Here is a 19,510-nt window from a genome sequence, read left to right on the forward strand (position 1 = left end):
GACAGTTTTACCTATAAAGTAAACGACGGAACAGTTGACGGAAACACAGCAACAGTTACCATTACGGTTACTCCGGTGAATGACGCACCAGTTGCAGTGGACAATTCGTATACCGTTGCCGAAGGCGGAACTTTAAACATTACTGCTCCGGGCATTCTGGTAAATGATACCGATGCTGAGGGAGATACTTTAACAGCCGTTTTAGTTACAGGCCCATCAAACGGAACACTGACTTTTAATGCTGACGGTTCATTCTCTTACGTTCACGACGGAAGTGAAACCACTTCAGACAGTTTTACCTATAAAGTAAACGACGGAACAGTTGACGGAAACACAGCAACAGTTACCATTACGGTTACTCCGGTGAATGACGCACCAGTTGCAGTGGACAATTCGTATACCGTTGCCGAAGGCGGAACTTTAAACATTACTGCTCCGGGCATTCTGGTAAATGATACCGATGCTGAGGGAGATACTTTAACAGCCGTTTTAGTTACAGGCCCATCAAACGGAACACTGACTTTTAATGCTGACGGTTCATTCTCTTACGTTCACGACGGAAGTGAAACCACTTCAGACAGTTTTACCTATAAAGTAAACGACGGAACAGTTGACGGAAACACAGCAACAGTTACCATTACGGTTACTCCGGTAAATGACGCACCGGTGGCTAACGATGATACCACTTATACCGTTGTCGAAGGCGGCACTTTAAACATTACAGCTCCGGGCGTTCTATCTAATGATACCGATGCAGAAGGCGATGCTTTAACAGCGATTTTAGTTACAAGTCCATCAAACGGAACCTTGACTTTTAATGCTGATGGTTCATTCTCTTACGTTCATGACGGAAGTGAAACCACAAGTGACAGTTTTACCTATAAAGTAAACGACGGAACAGTAGATGGAAACACAGCGACAGTTACCATTACGGTTACTCCGGTGAATGACGCACCAGTTGCTAACGACGATACCACTTATACTGTTGCCGAAGGCGGCACTTTAAATATTACAGCTCCGGGCGTTTTAGGAAACGATACCGATGCTGAGGGCGATACTTTAACAGCCGTTTTAGTTACAAGTCCATCAAACGGAACCTTGACTTTAAATGCTGATGGTTCTTTTACCTATACGCATGACGGAAGTGAAACTACTTCAGACAGTTTTACCTATAAAGTAAACGACGGAACAGTTGATGGAAACACAGCAACAGTAACTATTACCGTTACTCCGGTAAACGATGCTCCGGTTGCTAACGACGATACAACTTATACGGTCGCCGAAGGCGGAACTTTAAACATTACAGCTCCGGGTGTTTTATCAAATGATACGGATGCTGAAGGAGATGCTTTAACAGCGATTTTAGTTACAAGTCCATCAAACGGAAGACTGACTTTAAATGCAGATGGTTCATTTTCTTACGTTCACGACGGAAGTGAAACCACTTCAGACAGTTTTACCTATAAAGTAAACGACGGAACAGTTGACGGAAACACAGCAACAGTTACCATTACGGTTACTCCGGTAAACGATGCACCAGTTGCTAATGACGATACAACTTACACCGTTGCCGAAGGCGGAACTTTAAACATTGCAGCACCGGGAATATTATCGAATGATACCGATGCTGAAGGTGATACTTTAACCGCCGTTTTAGTTACAGGCCCATCAAACGGAACCTTGACTTTTAATGCCGATGGTTCATTCTCTTACGTTCATGACGGAAGTGAAACCACAAGCGACAGTTTTACCTATAAAGTAAACGACGGAACAGTTGACGGAAACACCGCTACGGTGACCATTACCGTTACTCCGGTAAATGACGCACCAGTTGCAGTAGACAATTCGTATACCGTTGCCGAAGGCGGAACTTTAAATATTACGGCTCCAGGTGTTTTAACAAATGATACCGATGCTGAGGGCGATACTTTAACAGCCGTTTTAGTTACAAGTCCATCAAACGGAACCTTGACTTTAAATGCTGATGGTTCTTTTACCTATACGCATGACGGAAGTGAAACTACTTCAGACAGTTTTACCTATAAAGTAAACGACGGAACAGTTGATGGAAACACAGCAACAGTAACTATTACCGTTACTCCGGTAAACGATGCTCCGGTTGCTAACGACGATACAACTTATACGGTCGCCGAAGGCGGAACTTTAAACATTACAGCTCCGGGTGTTTTATCAAATGATACGGATGCTGAAGGAGATGCTTTAACAGCAATTTTAGTTACAGCTCCTTCAAACGGAACACTGACTTTTAATGCAGATGGTTCATTCTCTTATGTTCACGACGGAAGCGAAACCACTTCAGACAGTTTTACCTATAAAGTAAACGACGGAACTGTTGATGGAAACACGGCAACAGTTACTATTACCGTTAGTCCGGTAAATAATGCACCTGAAGCCAATGACGATACAAATGCACCTATTTCGTCAAGAGCTGCTGCTTCGCCAATCAATGCTTTGACAGCTTCAGATACAGATGGTACAATTGTAAATTATATAGTCGTAACCTTACCAGCTCATGGAGTATTAGCTCTTTCAGGTGTACCGGTTACTGTCAATCAGATTTTGACTCCTGCAGAAGCAGCGATGTTAACCTATGATCCAAGCGGAGCATTTTCAGGAAATGATTCATTTACTTTCACTGCAACTGACAACAATGGAGCAGTAGACACTACTCCGGCGGTTATTACGATTCCGGTGGCAAAAGCGGTGTTAATCGCTGTACCGGACCCGGTTGGTTCTGTTGTAGGTATTAACGAAGTAATCGAAGTTGTGAATGTTCTGGATAATGATACTCTGGAAGGCAGTCCGTTATTGCTTTCAGATGTTGACTTAAATGTATTGACTCCGGATCCGGATAATGTATTAACCTTAAGACCGGACGGAACGGTAGAATTAGCTCCAAATGCTCCCGCAGGGACATATAGCTTAACTTACCAGATCTGCGAAAAAGCAAATTCAGATAACTGTACTTCTGCAACTGTTTCAGTTACGGTTACAGCTCCGGAAATGACTATTAAGGCAGAGAGTTATTGTTCTAACAATACACCTTATGTTTCATACGAAGTAACAGCAGATAACTTTACACCAAAAGGATTGCTGACGATCAACTGGATCGACAGTGCTGACAGAATTGTAGCAACACAAACCAATATGCCTCTTAAAGGAAATGTATTATGGCCGGGTGCAGTTGTTGACAGTAACAATATGCCAATTGACTGGCCGGGCTGGGTATTGGTAAACGGACAATGGACAGAAGGCAGCGACGGTTTCGAATTAACAAGACCAGCCGTTACTATGCAGTTTACATTAAACCCTGCCAAATCAGTTATTGTAAATTATCCGGGAGCTGCAACAGGCTGTAATGCTATGCCTCATTTCGGAATTGAAGCAGGAAATGACGATGATACTGCTATTGCTGACGGAATCAATGGTTCTTTGGAGATCATTAATGTTTTAGACAATGATAAATTAAATGGTGTGCCGGTTAATCCTGCTGACGTTATTTTGACAGGGCAGGATTTCCCAGCCGGCATTACACTAAATGAAGACGGAACCATCGACGTAGCTCCGGGAACTCAGGGTGGCGAACATACCCTAACGTATCAGATTTGTGAAAAAGCCAATTCAGATAACTGCAGTACTGCTACCGTTCACATTTTTGTTGAAGTACCCGCTATTGCATTGATTATGAAAGCAGAATTTGATGATAATAACGGAAATGGAAATGCAGAAGCAGGAGAAACCCTGACTTATACCTTTACCATAACCAATACAGGTAACGTTCCGCTTCAGAATATTTCAATTTCTGACCTTTTACCAGGTGTTATAATAAGCGGAGGCCCAATAAGTTTAGGTGTTGGCGAAAGTGATTCACACACCTTTACCGGAACTTATACAGTAAGCCAGACGGATGTAAATAACGGAACAGTAAGCAATCAGGCAGCAGTATCCGGAATTACCCAAAGCGGAATCACGGTAGAAGACAAGTCCGATTTCAATAATGCCGGAGGAGATAATCCTACAGTAATTGAATTAAACGGCTGTAACATCAAAATCTTTAATGCAGTGTCTTTAAACGGAGACAATAAAAATGAGAGATTTTATATCAGAGGAATTGAATGTTATCCTGATAATACCGTTCAGATTTTTAACCGCTGGGGTGTTATGGTATTCGAAAGAGACCATTACAATAATAATGATATCGTGTTTAAAGGATATTCTGAAGGAAGAACTACGGTTAAAGAATCTAACGGTTTACCGGAAGGGACTTATTATTATATAGTAAGATACAAAGACAATAAATCAAACCTTAAACAAGAGGCCGGTTATTTATATCTGACTAAATAATATTCCGTATCAAATAAAAATGGCTTAGCCATAAGGTTAAGCCATTATTTAAAAAATAAGTAAATGAAAAAAATAGTTTTAGTTTTATTGTTTTGTTCTGTGGCAGGCTTTGCTCAGCAGGATGCACAGTTTACACAATATATGCACAATACCATTAACATAAACCCTGCGTATGCCGGTTCAAGAGGTGTTTTGAGTGTTTTTGGTTTGTACCGCACACAATGGGTCGGACTTGACGGTGCTCCGGAAACAAGCACTTTTTCGGTCAATTCTCCTATTAATAATAGTAACATCGGATTGGGTTTTTCATTAGTAAATGATAAAATCGGACCTACCAACGAGAATAATTTCTCTGCCGATTTTTCTTATTCCATCCCAACATCGGCCACGGCAAAACTTTCTTTTGGTATTAAAGGATCGGCTAATATTTTTAACCTCGATCCTAATAAACTGACTATGGAAGACCAGGGAGATCCGCAGTTTTCAGATTTCAAAAACAAATTTTCACCTAATATCGGGGCAGGGGTATACTGGCATTCTGATAAAGGTTATATTGGATTGTCTGTTCCTAATTTTATTCAGACCAATCGTTACGACGATAACGAAGCAGCTATCTACAAAGAACAGATCAACTATTATTTAATAGGAGGTTATGTTTTTAATTTAGACCGTTATGAGATGATTAAATTCAAACCTGCTGTTTTAGCAAAAATGGTCGATGGTTCGCCGCTTCAGCTCGATGTTTCGGCCAATTTCATGTTCAATGAAAAATTTGTTGCGGGAGTTTCATACCGATGGAGTGCCGCTTTAAGTGCTATGGCCGGATTTCAGGTTACCAAAAGCATGTATGTTGGATATGCTTATGATCGGGAAACAACAAGGTTAAACAATTACAATTCGGGCTCACACGAGATTTTTCTTCGTTTTGAATTCTTAAACAATTACAGCCGGATTACATCACCAAGATTTTTCTAATTATGAAAATAAAGAGAATACTATATACCCTTTTTATATCCTTTTTCTTTTTGAATGCCACTGCGCAGAAAGCACTTTTGGCTAAAGCCGAAAAAGAATACAATGATTACGCTTATGCCGATGCGATAGCGATTTATGAAAAACTGGCTTCAAAAGGAGTCCAGGATGAAAAAATGTTTCAAAGATTAGGAAACGCCTATTATTTTAATGCAGATCTTCCAAAAGCGGCATTCTGGTATGACAAACTTTTTGCCCTGAAAGTCCAGCAGGATCCGGAATATTATTACCGATATGCACAGTCACTCAAATCTACAGGTGATTATGCTAAGGCGGATACCCTGCTGGATGAATTCAGTAAAAAAGTAAATACCGACACCAGAGGTATTCTGTTTGAAAGCAACAAAAACTACCTGGAACAGATTAAACTGAATTCCGGCCGATTTGAATTATCCAGTGCTAATGTTAATTCAGAAAGCTCTGATTTCGGGAGTGCTTTTTTAAACAATAATTTAGTTTTTAGTTCCGCCAGAAAAATTGGAAAGAAAGAAGGTAAAACCTTTAAATGGACGAACAAATCTTTTTCCAACCTGTACATTGCCGCTATAAAAGCTGATGGGAATGTATACAGTCCGGTTCTTTTAAACAAAGAAATAAATTCTAAGTTTAACGAATCGACACCGGTATTTACCAAAGACGGAAAGACCATGTATTTTACCCGAAACAATTATCTGGACGGGAAAAGAGGAAAAGACGATAAAAACATTACTTTATTAAAGTTGTATAAAGCAGTCCTTGTTGAAGGTAAATGGGATAATATTACCGAACTTCCTTTTAACAGCGACAAATACAGTACCGCACACCCGGCTTTAAGTACCGACGAAAAAAAGTTATATTTTGCTTCTGACATGCCTGGGACTTTAGGTCAGTCAGATTTGTTTAGTGTTAGCATTAATGAAGATGGTACTTTTGGGAAACCGGAAAATCTGGGGCCGTCAATTAATACTGAAGGAAGAGAAACATTCCCGTTTATTTCCGGAGACAATGAGTTGTATTTTGCAACAGACGGACGTCCGGGACTGGGCGGACTGGATGTTTTTGTTTCTAAAATTTTAGAAGACGGAAGCTTTGATCTGGTACAGAATATTGGTGAACCCGTTAATACCAAATTTGATGATTTCGCTTTTATTATTGACAATACTACCCGTAAAGGTTATTTCTCGTCTAATAAAAAAGGAGGAATCGGAAATGATGATATTTACAAATTTTCTGAAACCAAAAAGCTGGTCTGTGAACGCACTTTAACAGGAACTGTTTTTGACAGTAAAGCCAATGAAACCATAGAAGGGGCAAAGGTAACTTTACTTGATGAAAATCATCAGCCCCTTACGGAAGTTACTACAGAAAAAGACGGAACCTACAGTTTTAAAATAAACTGTAATAAGAAGTATTTTGTAAAAGTAGAAAGAAAGCAATACCCGCCTAAGGAAAGCAGCATTGCCATTTCTACAAGTATCGACAATAAACTGGATTTTACCCTTGAAAAAGAGAGAATCGCTGCTATCGAAATTCCCGAAGTTAAAGCCATTAAAGTGGGAACTGACTTAGGGAAAACCCTGAACATTTCAATGATTTATTTTGATCTGGGCAAAGCCGATATTACAGAAGCTGCGGCAGTGGAACTGGAAAAAATCTATACGGTAATGCAGGAATATCCTAATATGAAAATAGACATTCGTTCGCATACAGACAGCAGGTCTTCGGCCAAATCAAATCTGGTTTTATCAGACAAAAGAGCCAAATCAATTGTGGCCTGGATTGTTGCCAAAGGAATTTCAGCAGATCGTCTGAGAGGAAAAGGTTATGGAGAAAGCCAGCTGCTTAACCGTTGTAAAGATGGTGTCAAATGTTCAGAAGCCGAACATTTACAAAACAGAAGAAGTGAATTTATGATCACCTCCATTTAATATTTTTTTAGTTTTATTTAAACGAAAACCTGCAGAGAATCTCTTCCTGCAGGTTTTTTATTGAAGTTATATTTCACCTTAAAAGTTGGCGGCAAACTGCAGGGCAAAATCTTCCAGTTTTGTTTTTCCCTCCACAGAAGCACTGCTGTTAAAGAAATGCTCAGCAATTTTTCCGCTTCTTAAACCTGCGCCCATTTCAGTATACAGACCCGCAATTTCTTCCGGAAGCCCCGCCTGAGTCATTCCCTGCATAGACTGTTCATCTGTAAATTCCACCCATGGTAAATTCGGCTGTGCTGTTGCAGCACCTATTGCTTTAGAAACATCCCCCGGAGTACGAACATCACTTATAATATAACGAACCTTTTTTCTGTCCGGAGCCTGCTGTAATTCCTCGGCAGCAGCCTGGGCAATGTCTTCAGGATGTACTAACGGAATTTTAACATCGGCGGGGAAATTCCCTCCCATAATTCCCGCACCTTTAATCATAGGAACATCATTATAAAAGTTCGTAAAAAAATAACCCGCTCTCAAGAAAGTTACCGAAGCATTCAGTTCATTGTACAGTTTTTCAATTTGGTAAAGCCCGGCAATTGGCCCTGTACCCGATGGTAAATCAGCACCAATACTGCTTAACATTACCACTTTTTTTAGATTTGCAGCTTCAATCGCTTTTGCAAATGATTTTCCTGCTGCTGCTGTATTAGCAATTACATTGGCCCCGCCTAAATTAGGAGGCGTCATAGCAAAAAGAGCGTCTGCATCTGCAAAAGTCTCCGCCAGAAAATCAGTGTCGGTTACAGAACCTATTGCTGCTTTTGCACCTAAATTTTCTATTGCTGTTTTTCTGTCCGCATTGCTGGTAATTACAATTACTTCATGTCCTGCCGCAGTTAATTTTGAGGTTAAAGGTTTTCCAATATTACCTAAAGATCCTGATACTATAATTTTCATCTTAAATATTTTTTTATTACAGATACAAAGGTATCTTTGTACTTACTTTTATACAAGTACTTACCCTAAAGTATGTATCATGACCGCTATTAAAGAATCGTCTACCATTCAGGAAAACAAACAATATGCTCTGGAAAAATGTCCCGTTACCTTTGTAATGGAAAAAATAGGAGGATATTGGAAACCCATTATTCTCTGGCATTTATCAGCAGGGGATAAACGTTACAGCGAACTAAAAAGAGCCATCCCGGCAATAACCGAAAAAGTACTCATTCAGCATTTAAAACAACTGGAAGCCGACGACCTGGTAATTCGGGAAGCTAAACCCGTAGTACCGCCTTTTGTAACCTATCGCCTGAGTAAAGCCGGAACCGGTTTACTGCCCGTGATCGATGCCATGGCTGCCTGGGCTTTTAAAGTCAAAGATGGGGATTTTATGTAGTTTTTTTAGAGGAGCAGAGGTTCTAAGTAACATAGGTTCAAAGATATGCAGCTGTCCGAAAAATAGTCAACAGGCGCTTTGATTTTGTTTAAGAAAGGCTTCCAGAAACGAAATATGTATAGAAATCGTATTTAATATCGGCCACAAAGCTCCGGCGGAGCGGCATATATTTTCTGCCATGTATTTATATTGCGCTCCGCCGGGGCTTTTTTTGTATGGATTAATTTCGATAAATATTCCCCCGCTGGGCTTATAATTTTCGTTGTTAAGGTCGCTGTCAAAGTTTAAAAACTTTTAAAAAGATAAACTGCGACTCAAACTCACCGTCAGAATATTTGTAAACTGTTTACGAATCTATATAATCCACTGCCAACTGCCACTGAATACTGCGACTGTAAAACTGCGACTGTAAAACTGCGACTGTAAACTGAGACTGCCAACTGAAGACTATTTAACGACCGTAGCTTCCAGTTCCACCATAAGAGTTTCAAAAAGACTTTTCACTTCCAGTAAAGTAGTTGCCTGTTGAATAGTATGTTTGGTTATCCATTCCTGAATAATGTTAAAATGAGGCCAGAGTTCGGCTGTATTGGTTGTATAAACATTTAAACGTACTATTCCGCTGCATTCGTATCCGGCTTCGGTAATGACCTGTTCCAGGTTTTGTATAGCAAGGCGTATCTGCGATTCCATGTTTTCATTGCTGGATATTCCGTCGGCACTAATGGCAGTTTGTCCGGAGACATACAAAGTGCCCTGCACGTTTTTAACTTCAACTGCCTGTGCATAACTGCGTTCATCCTGCCATTTCCACGGATTAATGATTCTTTTTTCCATTTCTTTTTATTTAAAAAATTACAAAGCAAAATTGGAAAGAAGAAACGGAAACAGCATTTGACATTTGTCACGAATAAAATGTGAGGATTGTCACATTTAAGAAGACAACCGGCTTAAAGTTTCCCTCGAAACCCCCAGATAAGAAGCAATAAGACTTTTAGGCACACGCTGAAAAAGCGAAGGATATTGTTTTAAAAGCTGTTCGTAGCGCTCTTTTAGATTAGAGGTCATCCAGGAAATAATGCGGCGCTGTGAAGCCAGAAAACCAAAATTGGCTTTTTCAAGAAAAAAACGCTGCATTTTGGGTGAACCGTCACAAAGCTTTTTATAATCATCCAGAGTAAAACAAAGCACTTCAGTATCTTCGATACATTCTAAAGACATAACTGCTTTCGTTTGCGTGAAATACGCATAATAATCACTTTCCCACCAGTTTTCCATAGCAAAAGAAACCACATGTTTTTTTTCCGATTCATCGGTATAAACCAATTTTAAAAGTCCTGAAACTATAAAATAGGAATACTTTACATCGTCGCCTTCCTGAATAAGAAATTGATGTTTTTTGAATTTTTTAGTTATAAAATGCTGACATACAAAAGTAAATTCTTCTTCTGTCAGCGATACTATTTCTTCTATATGAGCCCGAAGCCTTGTCTGTACAGTCAATTTAGGGATTTTTTTTAATTGAATGTTCAAAGATAACAAAACACCCTGTTTCCTTGCCATCAATATAAAATCAAGATACTGTTACTGGTGTGGGTGGTTTAGATTAAATGTTAATATAATGTTGTATCAGAAGCCTGTTTTATTAATGTAAAGGTAACTTTTCAGACCTACCCTCAGTTCTAATTTTGGAGACATATTAGTAAACAAACTACCGTTGTATATGTCATTTTTTAAAGTTAACACAAGCCGTAAGAAAACCCTTAGCTATCATTTTGCTGTTCGTCCTCTTTTCTCAGTTACTAATGCCAAAGCAAAATATTATGTATAAAGGATATACTGACGAAGAACTTGTCGAATTATTAAAACAAGGCAGGGACAAAGCGTTTGATGAACTGTATTTCAGATATCGTGATCAGCTGGTCAGATTTGTATATATCAGGATGAAATCAGTTGCCGTTTCAGAAGAAATTGTTCAGGAAGTTTTCACCTCCATCTGGGAACGACGCAGGACCCTCCTGATCCAGAAGAGTTTTATGGCCTATATCTATACCTCGGTACGTTACAAAACACTGGATTATATAAAATCACATACCCTGACAGATCAGTACATACAAGAGGTCTTAGAACGAAACGATATCGTATATAACGCTTCCAATACTACCGAAGATGCTATTTATTATGAAGAACTTCAGGAGGCAGTCGATAAAGCGGCAGACCTGCTGCCCAAAAAATCAAAAGAAGTTTTTATTCTGAGCCGGATTAAAAATTATTCCAATAAAGAAATTGCCGACGAACTCAACGTCTCTATCGAAACTGTAAAATACCATATTACGTATGCCCTGAAATTTATGCGGACTTATCTAGGAGAGTTTAACTGATCTAAAGTTTCCAAATTATAAAGCAGGCTGTTTTTTCTTAACAAAAGCGTAACCCCGGCGGCCTACCCGAAATTTCAATTCCCAAGACATACTATTAAAGACATAAAGAAATTATAATGCCTGACAAATTACAACAAGAAATAAAACATTTTTTAGAAGGAAAATATTCTCCAAAAGGACAGGAAATGTGGAATAAGTGGTACGATCGTACCGATGAAGCCTTTGAGGATATGGAAGCGATTCAGTCAGATCGTTCAAAACTAAAACAAGAATTAAGACATATTAAGAAAACCAATACTGTTATTTCTCTTTCTCCTAAAATCTGGGCCGCTGCGGCTTCTATAATACTGCTTATAGGAGGAGCGGGTTATTTCTACTGGTCGTCTGTTTCTGTTACTGAAACCAGACAATATGCGGCCAGACTGGGAGAACATGCTAAAATTACTCTGAGCGACGGAACCAGGATCTGGTTAAATGCAGGAAGTACCCTGCAGTACCCCAAAGAATTTAAAGGAGATACCAGAGAAGTACACTTAAAAGGGGAAGCTTTTTTTGATGTAGCCAAAGACAAAAAACATCCTTTTATAATTCATACCGATAAAATGGATACCAAAGTTCTGGGAACCAGTTTTAATGTTCAGGCTTATCCGGATCAGGCGACACAGGAAGTTTCGGTTGTAACCGGAAAAGTAAACGTAAAATCGATCGTAACCGAAGAAAACGTGTATGTAACCCCGGGACAAAAGGTAGTTTTTAAATCCAAAAGCAACAAACTGCAGGCGTTTAAAGATATTCCGGTCAACAGTATTTCCTTATGGCGCAAAAATATAATGATTTTTGAAGAAACCCCTTTCCCGGAAGTAATGGCCGCGATAAACCGAAATTATAATGTAGTTATCGAAGTCAAAAACAAAAATTTAAACACACTCAAAATAAACGGCTATTTCAAGGAACTTTCTGCAGAGCAGGTAATGGCTTTGGTATGTAATATCGTCAATGCCGAGTATAAAGTAGAAGGAGGCGTCTATAAAATTGAATAGTGTTTTTTGAAAAAAGAATAGTGAGAAATAAAAAGTGAGAAAAGCCAAAAACGAAAGTCTAAAATCTAAAATTCAAAAACTATGAATGAAAAACCAAAGCGGTACGTCGTAAAGTTTCAAAGCATTAAAAAAGCGCTGTGGACAAAAGTGTTCCTTTTTATTGCTTTGTTTTTTACAGGACTGGCAGTACAAGCCAAAAATGCCGACACGAATAAAAAGGTAACTCTGAAGGTTGAGAACGAAAGCCTGAAGAATATTTTTCAGAAAATTGAAAATCAGGCTGATGTGCATTTTATGTACGAATCCAATCAGGTAAATACAAGTCTTAAAACCAGTTTAAAGCTTACCAATGTAACCCTTGAACAGGCACTGGATAAAATATGCGGTAATTTTTTACTTCGATACGAAATACTGAACAATAATATTGTTATTAAAAGAAATTTAAAAGCAGCCGACCAGAATAAAATCACCGTTACCGGTACAGTATACGGCGGAGACGACAATATGCCGCTGCCGGGAGTAGGGATCAAAGATAAAGGTTCTAATGCCTCAGGAACAACTGATTTTGACGGGACTTTTAAAATGGAAATCAATGCATCTGAAGCCACTTTGGTTTTCTCATACGTGGGTTATGTAACTCAGGAAGTTAAAGTAACACAATCCGGAAACATTACGGTGAAATTACCAGCTGATGTAAAGCAGCTTCAGGAAGTAGTGGTAATGGGATACGGAAGTGTGAAAAAGAGCGAGGTTTTAGGAGCTGTCGGGGCTGTTTCGATGAAAGAAACGTCAAGCAGAACTTATAACAGTGCTGCCGAATTACTGCAGGGAACTGTAGCTGGTGTTACGGTTATCAACGATGGTGGTGATCCAACTGCGGCACCTACAATCAATATCCGCGGTATTGGATCTTTGAATGCCGAAACACCGTTAATTGTACTGGATGGAATTATCTACAGCGGTTCATTAAACACGATCAACCCAAATGATATTGCTTCAATCAGTGTTTTAAAAGATGCGGCTTCTGCAGCAATTTACGGAGCGAGAGCATCGGGAGGGGTAATTTTAATTACGTCCAAAAAAGGAGTTTCAGATCGTATTAATGTTGATGTAAATTATCAGGGCGGATTTCAGAATGTAGCCAAAAAACTAAACGTTTTAAATGCTGCCGAATATGCCGATGCAATGAATACGGCCAGAGATAATGCCGGTTTACCAAGAATCCCGGCATTTGACACCGCCTTTGAACCAACAGCCAGAACAACCAAAACCAACTGGATGGATGAAATTTTCCAGACCGGGCAAATTCAGGATTTATCTATTTCGGTAAACGGAAGAACAGAGAAAACCAATTTTTTCCTTTCCGGAAGCTACCGAAAAAATGAAGGAATTTTATTGAATACTTTTGGAAACCGTTATACCGTAAGAGCCAATTCTTCTTTTAAACTGGCTCCTAATTTTACTATTGGTGAAAACATTTCTTATTCATTAACCGACGGGCAGACAGCTAATACGGCCAATGCTTATACAGGAGCAATCTTAGCGGCTATTTTCTATCCGCCAAATGCTACAATTTACAGAGAAGACGGTTCAGGACAGTTTGGCGGTGTACCCGAAAAATATATTGGTTCTTATGGAGACGTAATCAATCCGGTAGCGTATTTAAAAAGACTCGACAATCGTAACCCTGTTTCAACCGTATTGGTAAACCCTTATGCTGAATGGGAAATTATAGAAGGTTTAAAAGTAAAAACAAACTGGGGATATACCAGAATTCAGGACAATGCGACTGATTTTACCGTTAAAATTACAGAACCGGGAAAAATCTTCGACTTTAACCGTTTGACTAAAAAAGCAATGACCGTTACTGATTTATTGAGCGAGCAGACGGTTTCTTATGAAAAATCATTAGGGAAGCACAATTTCAAAGCTTTAGCCGGATATACGTATCAGGAAACCAAAAAAGATTTCTATACTATCGAAGGAACCGGATTTGATAACGAAGACCCGTCTCAGCGTTATTTACTAAACGCCAAATTAATCCAGCAGACTGCAGCAGGAATGTCAGATGAAATTATTTCTTCTTATGTAGGAAGGTTAAACTACGATTTCAGTCAGAAGTATTTATTCTCCGGAATTGTGCGTCGTGACGGAACTTCAAAACTTTTATCGCAAAACCGCTGGAAAGTATATCCGTCTGTTTCGGCAGGATGGTTAATCTCTGAAGAGAATTTCATGAAAAACCTGAATCCGGTTGTAAGCAGTTTAAAATTACGTGCGAGCTGGGGACAAATAGGGAACCTAGGAAACCTTGGGCCGTATCAGTTTAGTGTGCCTTTATCGCAGACTCAGGCTTTAATTGGGGCTGTTCCGGTGATCAATTACGGTTATGCCGAAAGCGAATTATCAAACCCGAATTTAAAATGGGAAAGTTCAGAACAAACCAATATCGGTTTAGATTTTACAATGCTCAATAACAGTTTAACAGGATCTGTAGATGCTTATGTAAAAACCAACAAAGACATGTTGGTTCGTGATCAGCTGCCAGGTGTTTCAGGAACTCCGCAGGGAAGAATTGTAAACTCAGGAGATGTCGAAAACAAAGGCATTGAGGTTAGTTTAACGTATCAGAAAACACGCGGTGAATTCAAATTTGATGTTACGGCCAATGCCGGATTCTTAAGCAACAAGATCGTTTCTATCAAAGACGACCTGACTTCATTAGAGCCTTTAAACTTAAGCAGGGTGCGTAGTTTACCTCTGGCTAATATCTATCAGGTAGGAAGCCCTGTTGGAGCATTCTACGGATATGCGACAGACGGATTGTTCCAGAGTAATGAAGAAGCACAGGCTTATGTAAATAAAGACGGTGTTCGTTACCAGCCAAATGCAGTTGCGGGAGACATTAAATTTAAAGATGAAAACGGTGACGGTGTCATCAATAACAGTGACAGAGTAGTATTAGGAAGTCCGTTTCCAAAAACTACCTACAGCCTGAACGCAAATTTCAGATACAAAGGTTTTGATATGAATATCTTTTTCAGCGGAGCAGCCGGAAACAGTGTTTTTAATGCGGTAAAACATACCGGATTAAATGCTTCTTTCCCTGGATATAACCTGCTGGCTGAATCTAAAGAGGCCTGGTCGCCAGAAAATACCAACACTAATGTTCCGGTACTTTCTTCTACAGACAACAATAATAACTTCGGACGTATCTCTGATTTGTACATAGAAGATGCTTCATTCTTACGATTGAAAAATCTTTCTGTTGGGTATACAGTTAAAGAAAGCTGGCTAAATGGTAAAGCAAAACTTAGATTCTTTATTTCAGGACAAAACTTATTTACCATTACTAAATATTCAGGAATGGATCCGGAAGTTGGACTTAAAAATTTCGGAATGGATTTAGGTAAATATCCGCTTTCACGTATTTATATGACTGGTGTTAATGCCACTTTTTAAAAAATAAAAAAACAAACAAGATGAAAAAAATAAGTCTTTTAGTATTGAGTTTAGCCCTTTTGGCAGGTACGGCAGCTTGTGAAAGTGAACTTGATGTAATACCGCAGGGTGCACCTTCAAGCGGGAATTTCTGGAAAACCCCGGCAGATGCCAAAGCAGGTGTCAATGCGATTTATGCTTTGTATTCTGATGATAATATGTACGGTCGTGGTTTTTTCTGGCTTAACAATGCCAGTGATGATATTGGAACCAAACCAAGACAAAATGCAGAACGTATTAAAAACTTTATCGTTGACGGATCAGAATCGGATACCAAAGACATCTGGAGAATCCACTACGAAATTATGAAACGCTGCAACGACGTGATTCGTAACGTTCCGAATATTCCTCTGGATGAAAAAACAAGAAACGGAATGTTGGGTGAAGCTTATTTTAACCATGCCGTAATGCATTTGGAATTAGCCTATCATTATGGAGATGACCGTGCCGGAATTCCAATTCAGGACAGGGAGAACCCGACAAATGTGTATGTACCCCGTGCTAAAAACGCAGCCGAAAATTATGCCTACATTGCTGCAGATTTAATCAAAGCGGCTGATTTACTGCCTTATTTTGATCAGATGACATCAGACAATTACGGCCGTGCCCATAAAACGGCTGCTTGGGCTTATCTCGTTCGTACTTATTTGTATGCCAAAGACTGGGATAATGCCATTAAATATGCCAATATGATTGTAGCTAGCGGTAAACACAAGCTGCTGACTAATTTTGAAGATGTATTTAAAATTGCCAATAACTGGTCAACAGAATATATCTGGTCAGTAACATCCAGCGCCGAAAATACTTCTTTAGGTTCCATTTTCCCGGGAGTTTGTCTGGAAGACAAAGGATGGGGAGTTTACAATGGCTGGGGAAATTTCTATCCAACAAAAGAGTTGTTTGATACGTATGATCCGGCAGATAAAAGAAGAAGTGCTACCATTCTTCAAAAAGGAGATAAATTCGTGTATTTTGGAGAAGAAGTAACTTTTAACGAAGGGGCTCATATTGTAAGTTCAAGTAACAGAACCGGATACCAGTTTAAGAAATACATGGAGCCATTCAGTTATCCCAAAACAACTTCGGGCGGAATCGATATTCGTTATGTAAATGCTAACGGAGATAAACCTTCCACCGCTTTAAATGTACCGCTTTTACGTTATGCCGATGTTATTCTGATGCTGGCAGAAGCAAAACTGATGAAAGGACAGAATGCAGATACTGAAATCAATATGATTCGTCACCGTGCCGGACTTTCGGATATTTCGGGTGCCACTATGGTTGATTTAAAAAGAGAAAGACGCTGTGAGCTGGCCGGAGAATGGACAGATCGTCATTTTGACTTAGTACGCTGGGGCGATGCCAAAGAAACTTACGCAAAACCATTGCACCATTATGACGGAAGTGTGATCTATCCTGCCCGTAATTTTAACCCGGCGATCCACCATGTTTGGCCGATTCCACCGGATGAAATAGCAGTAAGCAGGGGAGCCTTGTTTCAGAATGAAGGCTGGTAACAGGTAATTTCATTTAGTTTGTTTATTTTTTTTTACGCTGCAGACTTGTTGTGGAGTCTGCAGGCGGTAAAAAAAATGATTTAGACAATTTATAATACTAAAAAACCAGTCTTTTTTAAGGACTGGTTTATGTTTAAACAAAGTTTAGGATTCTCATAACGATAAAAAATTAGCACCCTTTTTGCCGCAAAACAATAAGAAATCAACCCGATCACGATTGGTTTCGGATTTTAAAGACAAATCTCTACAACTCAATTTCTTTTAAAGTTACCTACGGCTTTAGAAGAATAAATTCCATTTTCAATGAAAAAAACAATCACCCTTTTCTGCCTCCAGTTCTGTTTTTTCCTGCAGGCACAGGAATACAGTTCTTCCAACATCCATTCTCATAATGATTATGCCGGTCCGCTTCCGTTTTACGGTGCGTATTCAAATGAAGCCGGAGTAATTGAAGCCGATGTTTTTTTAGTGAACAACGAACTGTTTGTAGCTCACACCTCAAAAGAAATCGCTCCGCAGAACACCCTGAAAAGTCTATATCTGGAACCACTTTCCCTAAAATTGAAAAACTTAGGATCTAAAGCATACGCCAGTAATAAACCTCTGATTTTAATGATTGATATTAAATCAGATGCCGATTTGACCTTAAAAACGATTAGCGAACAGCTCAAAAAATTTCCTGAGATTATAGTCAACCAGAACATTAAAGTAGTGATTTCCGGAAACAGACCTAATCCGGCAAACTGGAAAGAATACCCCCTGTTTATTTATTTTGACGGAAGGCTGAACGAAAATTATACTTCAGATCAATTAGCCCGTGTTGAAATGATCAGTGAGGATCTTCATGAACTAACAGTTTGGAATGGTAAAGGAGTTCTCATACAGACCGATTTAGAAAAAATTCAGACGGTTATTAAAAAAGTCCATAACCAGAATAAAAAAATAAGATTTTGGGCTACACAGGACAATGTTAATACCTGGATGACTTTAATGAATCTGAAAGTTGATTTTATTGGTACCGATAATGTTCCGGAGCTGACTCATTTTATCAGTAATCTAAAAAATACATTTTATCAGAATACCCAGTTTCATGAAGCGTATGTGCCTAAAAACAATCTGGCTTTTGCCAAAAAGAAACCTAAAAATGTAATTCTGTTAATAGGTGACGGAATGGGGTTAACGCAGATTTACTCCGGTTATACTGCCAATAAAGGCCAGTTAAGCCTTTTTAATATCCCAACACAGGGACTTTCGATTACCAAAGCGTATGACAGTTATATTACTGATTCGGCTGCCGGAGCAACAGCAATGGCTACTGGACACAAAACTAATAACAGGTTTATAAGTGTTGACGAAAGCGGTAGACCGTTAGGATTGATTACCAGACAGCTGGCTGAGAAAAACTATAAAACCGCTATTATTTCGGCAGGTAACATTACCGATGCTACACCGGCGGCTTTTTATGCGCATCAGCCGGAAAGAAGTTACAGCGAACCTATCGCCAATGATTTTCTGAGCAATCCGTCCGATATTTTAATCGGAGGCGGAACGAAAGAGTTTACAGCCAGAAAAGACGGTAAAGACTTAGCTAAACTTTTAAGAGAAAAAGGCTATACTTTTTCGGATAAATTCAGTGCTCTTGATACTATTAAAAACAATAAATTTGTAGTTCTGGAGGATGCAGCCGTGGTTTCTATGAAAAACGGAAGAGGTGATTTTCTGTCTAAATCCTTTTCCAAAGCCGTGACTACTTTTGCTAAAACTAAAAACCCGTTTTTTATTATGGCAGAAGGAGCTCAGATAGATTATGGCGGACACCAGAATAATGTGGAATATGTAGTACGTGAAATGCTCGATTTTGATAAACTTGTAGGTCAGGCCATGGAGTTTGTAGACCAGAATCCCGAAACCCTTCTGATTGTAACTGCTGATCATGAAACAGGCGGTCTTTCGTTAATAGACGGAAGCATCGAAAAAGGATATGTTCACGGCACTTTCAGTACCAACGATCATACAGCTGTTCCCGTTCCGGTTTTTGCGTACGGGGCAGGAGCACAAAGTTTTAGCGGTGTTTATCAGAATACGGAAATTTATAATAAAATATTGAAGACGATTTTTGGTAAATAACATATATGTAATAGAAAATATTAACAGGCAGTTCATCTTGAGCTGCCTGTTTTTTTGATATATACAATTACAATAGGCATGGATTTTTATATATCAGCCGATTTTATTTTGTTCCATAATGCGGATGGGAAATGTGCCGCTCCTCCGGAGCTTTTTTGAATCCGTGTTCTTTTTTGCTATAAATATTGGGCTTCTCCTATGTTTGCCAAGTCAATTTACAAATATCTATAAAATGTAAATTTGG

At 39.2% G+C, this 19,510-nt stretch carries 12 protein-coding genes; 9 read left to right on the forward strand and 3 right to left on the reverse strand.

Annotated elements, in window-relative coordinates; genetic code table 11:
* From ACODST_RS26920 to ACODST_RS26930, 3 genes are all read left to right on the forward strand, one after another.
* The coding region (locus ACODST_RS26920) for a cadherin-like domain-containing protein (protein WP_488935188.1) at nt 1-4,365 on the forward strand (4,365 nt) is incomplete at its 5' end.
* Between the two features lie 63 nt (nt 4,366-4,428).
* The gene (locus tag ACODST_RS26925) at nt 4,429-5,340 is read left to right on the forward strand and encodes a PorP/SprF family type IX secretion system membrane protein (protein WP_488935189.1); all 912 of its coding nucleotides are present in this window, start codon (nt 4,429-4,431) and stop codon (nt 5,338-5,340) included.
* A 2-nt stretch (nt 5,341-5,342) separates the two neighbouring features.
* A complete protein-coding gene (locus tag ACODST_RS26930; RefSeq protein ID WP_488935190.1) occupies nt 5,343-7,304 on the forward strand; it encodes an OmpA family protein in 1,962 nt (653 codons plus the stop codon).
* A 78-nt stretch (nt 7,305-7,382) separates the two neighbouring features.
* On the opposite strand, the gene ACODST_RS26935 is transcribed toward ACODST_RS26930, so the two are convergent.
* Complete coding sequence (locus ACODST_RS26935) at nt 7,383-8,258, reverse strand: NAD(P)H-binding protein (RefSeq protein ID WP_488935191.1); 876 nt, start codon at nt 8,256-8,258, stop codon at nt 7,383-7,385.
* Between the two features lie 79 nt (nt 8,259-8,337).
* On the opposite strand from ACODST_RS26935, the gene ACODST_RS26940 reads away from it, so the two are divergent.
* Complete coding sequence (locus ACODST_RS26940; protein ID WP_488935192.1) at nt 8,338-8,700, forward strand: winged helix-turn-helix transcriptional regulator; 363 nt, start codon at nt 8,338-8,340, stop codon at nt 8,698-8,700.
* Nucleotides 8,701-9,147: 447 nt separating this feature from the next.
* On the opposite strand, the gene ACODST_RS26945 is transcribed toward ACODST_RS26940, so the two are convergent.
* A complete protein-coding gene (locus tag ACODST_RS26945; protein WP_488935193.1) occupies nt 9,148-9,537 on the reverse strand; it encodes a RidA family protein in 390 nt (129 codons plus the stop codon).
* A 96-nt stretch (nt 9,538-9,633) separates the two neighbouring features.
* Nucleotides 9,634-10,203: a Crp/Fnr family transcriptional regulator gene (locus tag ACODST_RS26950; protein ID WP_488935194.1), complete on the reverse strand. Its 570-nt coding sequence runs from the start codon at nt 10,201-10,203 to the stop codon at nt 9,634-9,636.
* 320 nt (nt 10,204-10,523) lie between these two features.
* On the opposite strand from ACODST_RS26950, the gene ACODST_RS26955 reads away from it, so the two are divergent.
* From ACODST_RS26955 to ACODST_RS26975, 5 genes are all read left to right on the forward strand, one after another.
* Nucleotides 10,524-11,081, forward strand: a complete 558-nt coding sequence (locus tag ACODST_RS26955) for an RNA polymerase sigma-70 factor (protein ID WP_488935195.1) — start codon at nt 10,524-10,526, stop codon at nt 11,079-11,081.
* Nucleotides 11,082-11,197: 116 nt separating this feature from the next.
* A complete protein-coding gene (locus tag ACODST_RS26960) occupies nt 11,198-12,121 on the forward strand; it encodes a FecR family protein (RefSeq protein ID WP_488935196.1) in 924 nt (307 codons plus the stop codon).
* 81 nt (nt 12,122-12,202) lie between these two features.
* The gene (locus ACODST_RS26965) at nt 12,203-15,583 is read left to right on the forward strand and encodes a SusC/RagA family TonB-linked outer membrane protein (protein ID WP_488935197.1); all 3,381 of its coding nucleotides are present in this window, start codon (nt 12,203-12,205) and stop codon (nt 15,581-15,583) included.
* Between the two features lie 20 nt (nt 15,584-15,603).
* Nucleotides 15,604-17,139 carry a RagB/SusD family nutrient uptake outer membrane protein gene (locus ACODST_RS26970; protein ID WP_488935198.1) on the forward strand — a complete coding sequence of 512 codons (1,536 nt, stop codon included), beginning with the start codon at nt 15,604-15,606 and terminating at the stop codon, nt 17,137-17,139.
* Between the two features lie 303 nt (nt 17,140-17,442).
* Complete coding sequence (locus ACODST_RS26975; protein WP_488935199.1) at nt 17,443-19,266, forward strand: alkaline phosphatase; 1,824 nt, start codon at nt 17,443-17,445, stop codon at nt 19,264-19,266.
* Nucleotides 19,267-19,510: the final 244 nt, after the last annotated feature.

It is taken from the genome of Flavobacterium sp. FG19, from assembly GCF_057809475.1.

Excerpts from the sequence above, each read along its gene's own strand:
- ACODST_RS26960 (WP_488935196.1), top strand. The coding sequence starts at position 11,198 with ATGCCTGACAAATTACAACAAGAAATAAAACATTTTTTAGAAGGAAAA.
- ACODST_RS26970 (WP_488935198.1), top strand. The coding sequence starts at position 15,604 with ATGAAAAAAATAAGTCTTTTAGTATTGAGTTTAGCCCTTTTGGCAGGT.
- ACODST_RS26945 (WP_488935193.1), bottom strand. The coding sequence starts at position 9,537 with ATGGAAAAAAGAATCATTAATCCGTGGAAATGGCAGGATGAACGCAGT.
- ACODST_RS26975 (WP_488935199.1), top strand. The coding sequence starts at position 17,443 with ATGAAAAAAACAATCACCCTTTTCTGCCTCCAGTTCTGTTTTTTCCTG.
- ACODST_RS26930 (WP_488935190.1), top strand. The coding sequence starts at position 5,343 with ATGAAAATAAAGAGAATACTATATACCCTTTTTATATCCTTTTTCTTT.
- ACODST_RS26955 (WP_488935195.1), top strand. The coding sequence starts at position 10,524 with ATGTATAAAGGATATACTGACGAAGAACTTGTCGAATTATTAAAACAA.
- ACODST_RS26940 (WP_488935192.1), top strand. The coding sequence starts at position 8,338 with ATGACCGCTATTAAAGAATCGTCTACCATTCAGGAAAACAAACAATAT.
- ACODST_RS26965 (WP_488935197.1), top strand. The coding sequence starts at position 12,203 with ATGAATGAAAAACCAAAGCGGTACGTCGTAAAGTTTCAAAGCATTAAA.
- ACODST_RS26935 (WP_488935191.1), bottom strand. The coding sequence starts at position 8,258 with ATGAAAATTATAGTATCAGGATCTTTAGGTAATATTGGAAAACCTTTA.
- ACODST_RS26925 (WP_488935189.1), top strand. The coding sequence starts at position 4,429 with ATGAAAAAAATAGTTTTAGTTTTATTGTTTTGTTCTGTGGCAGGCTTT.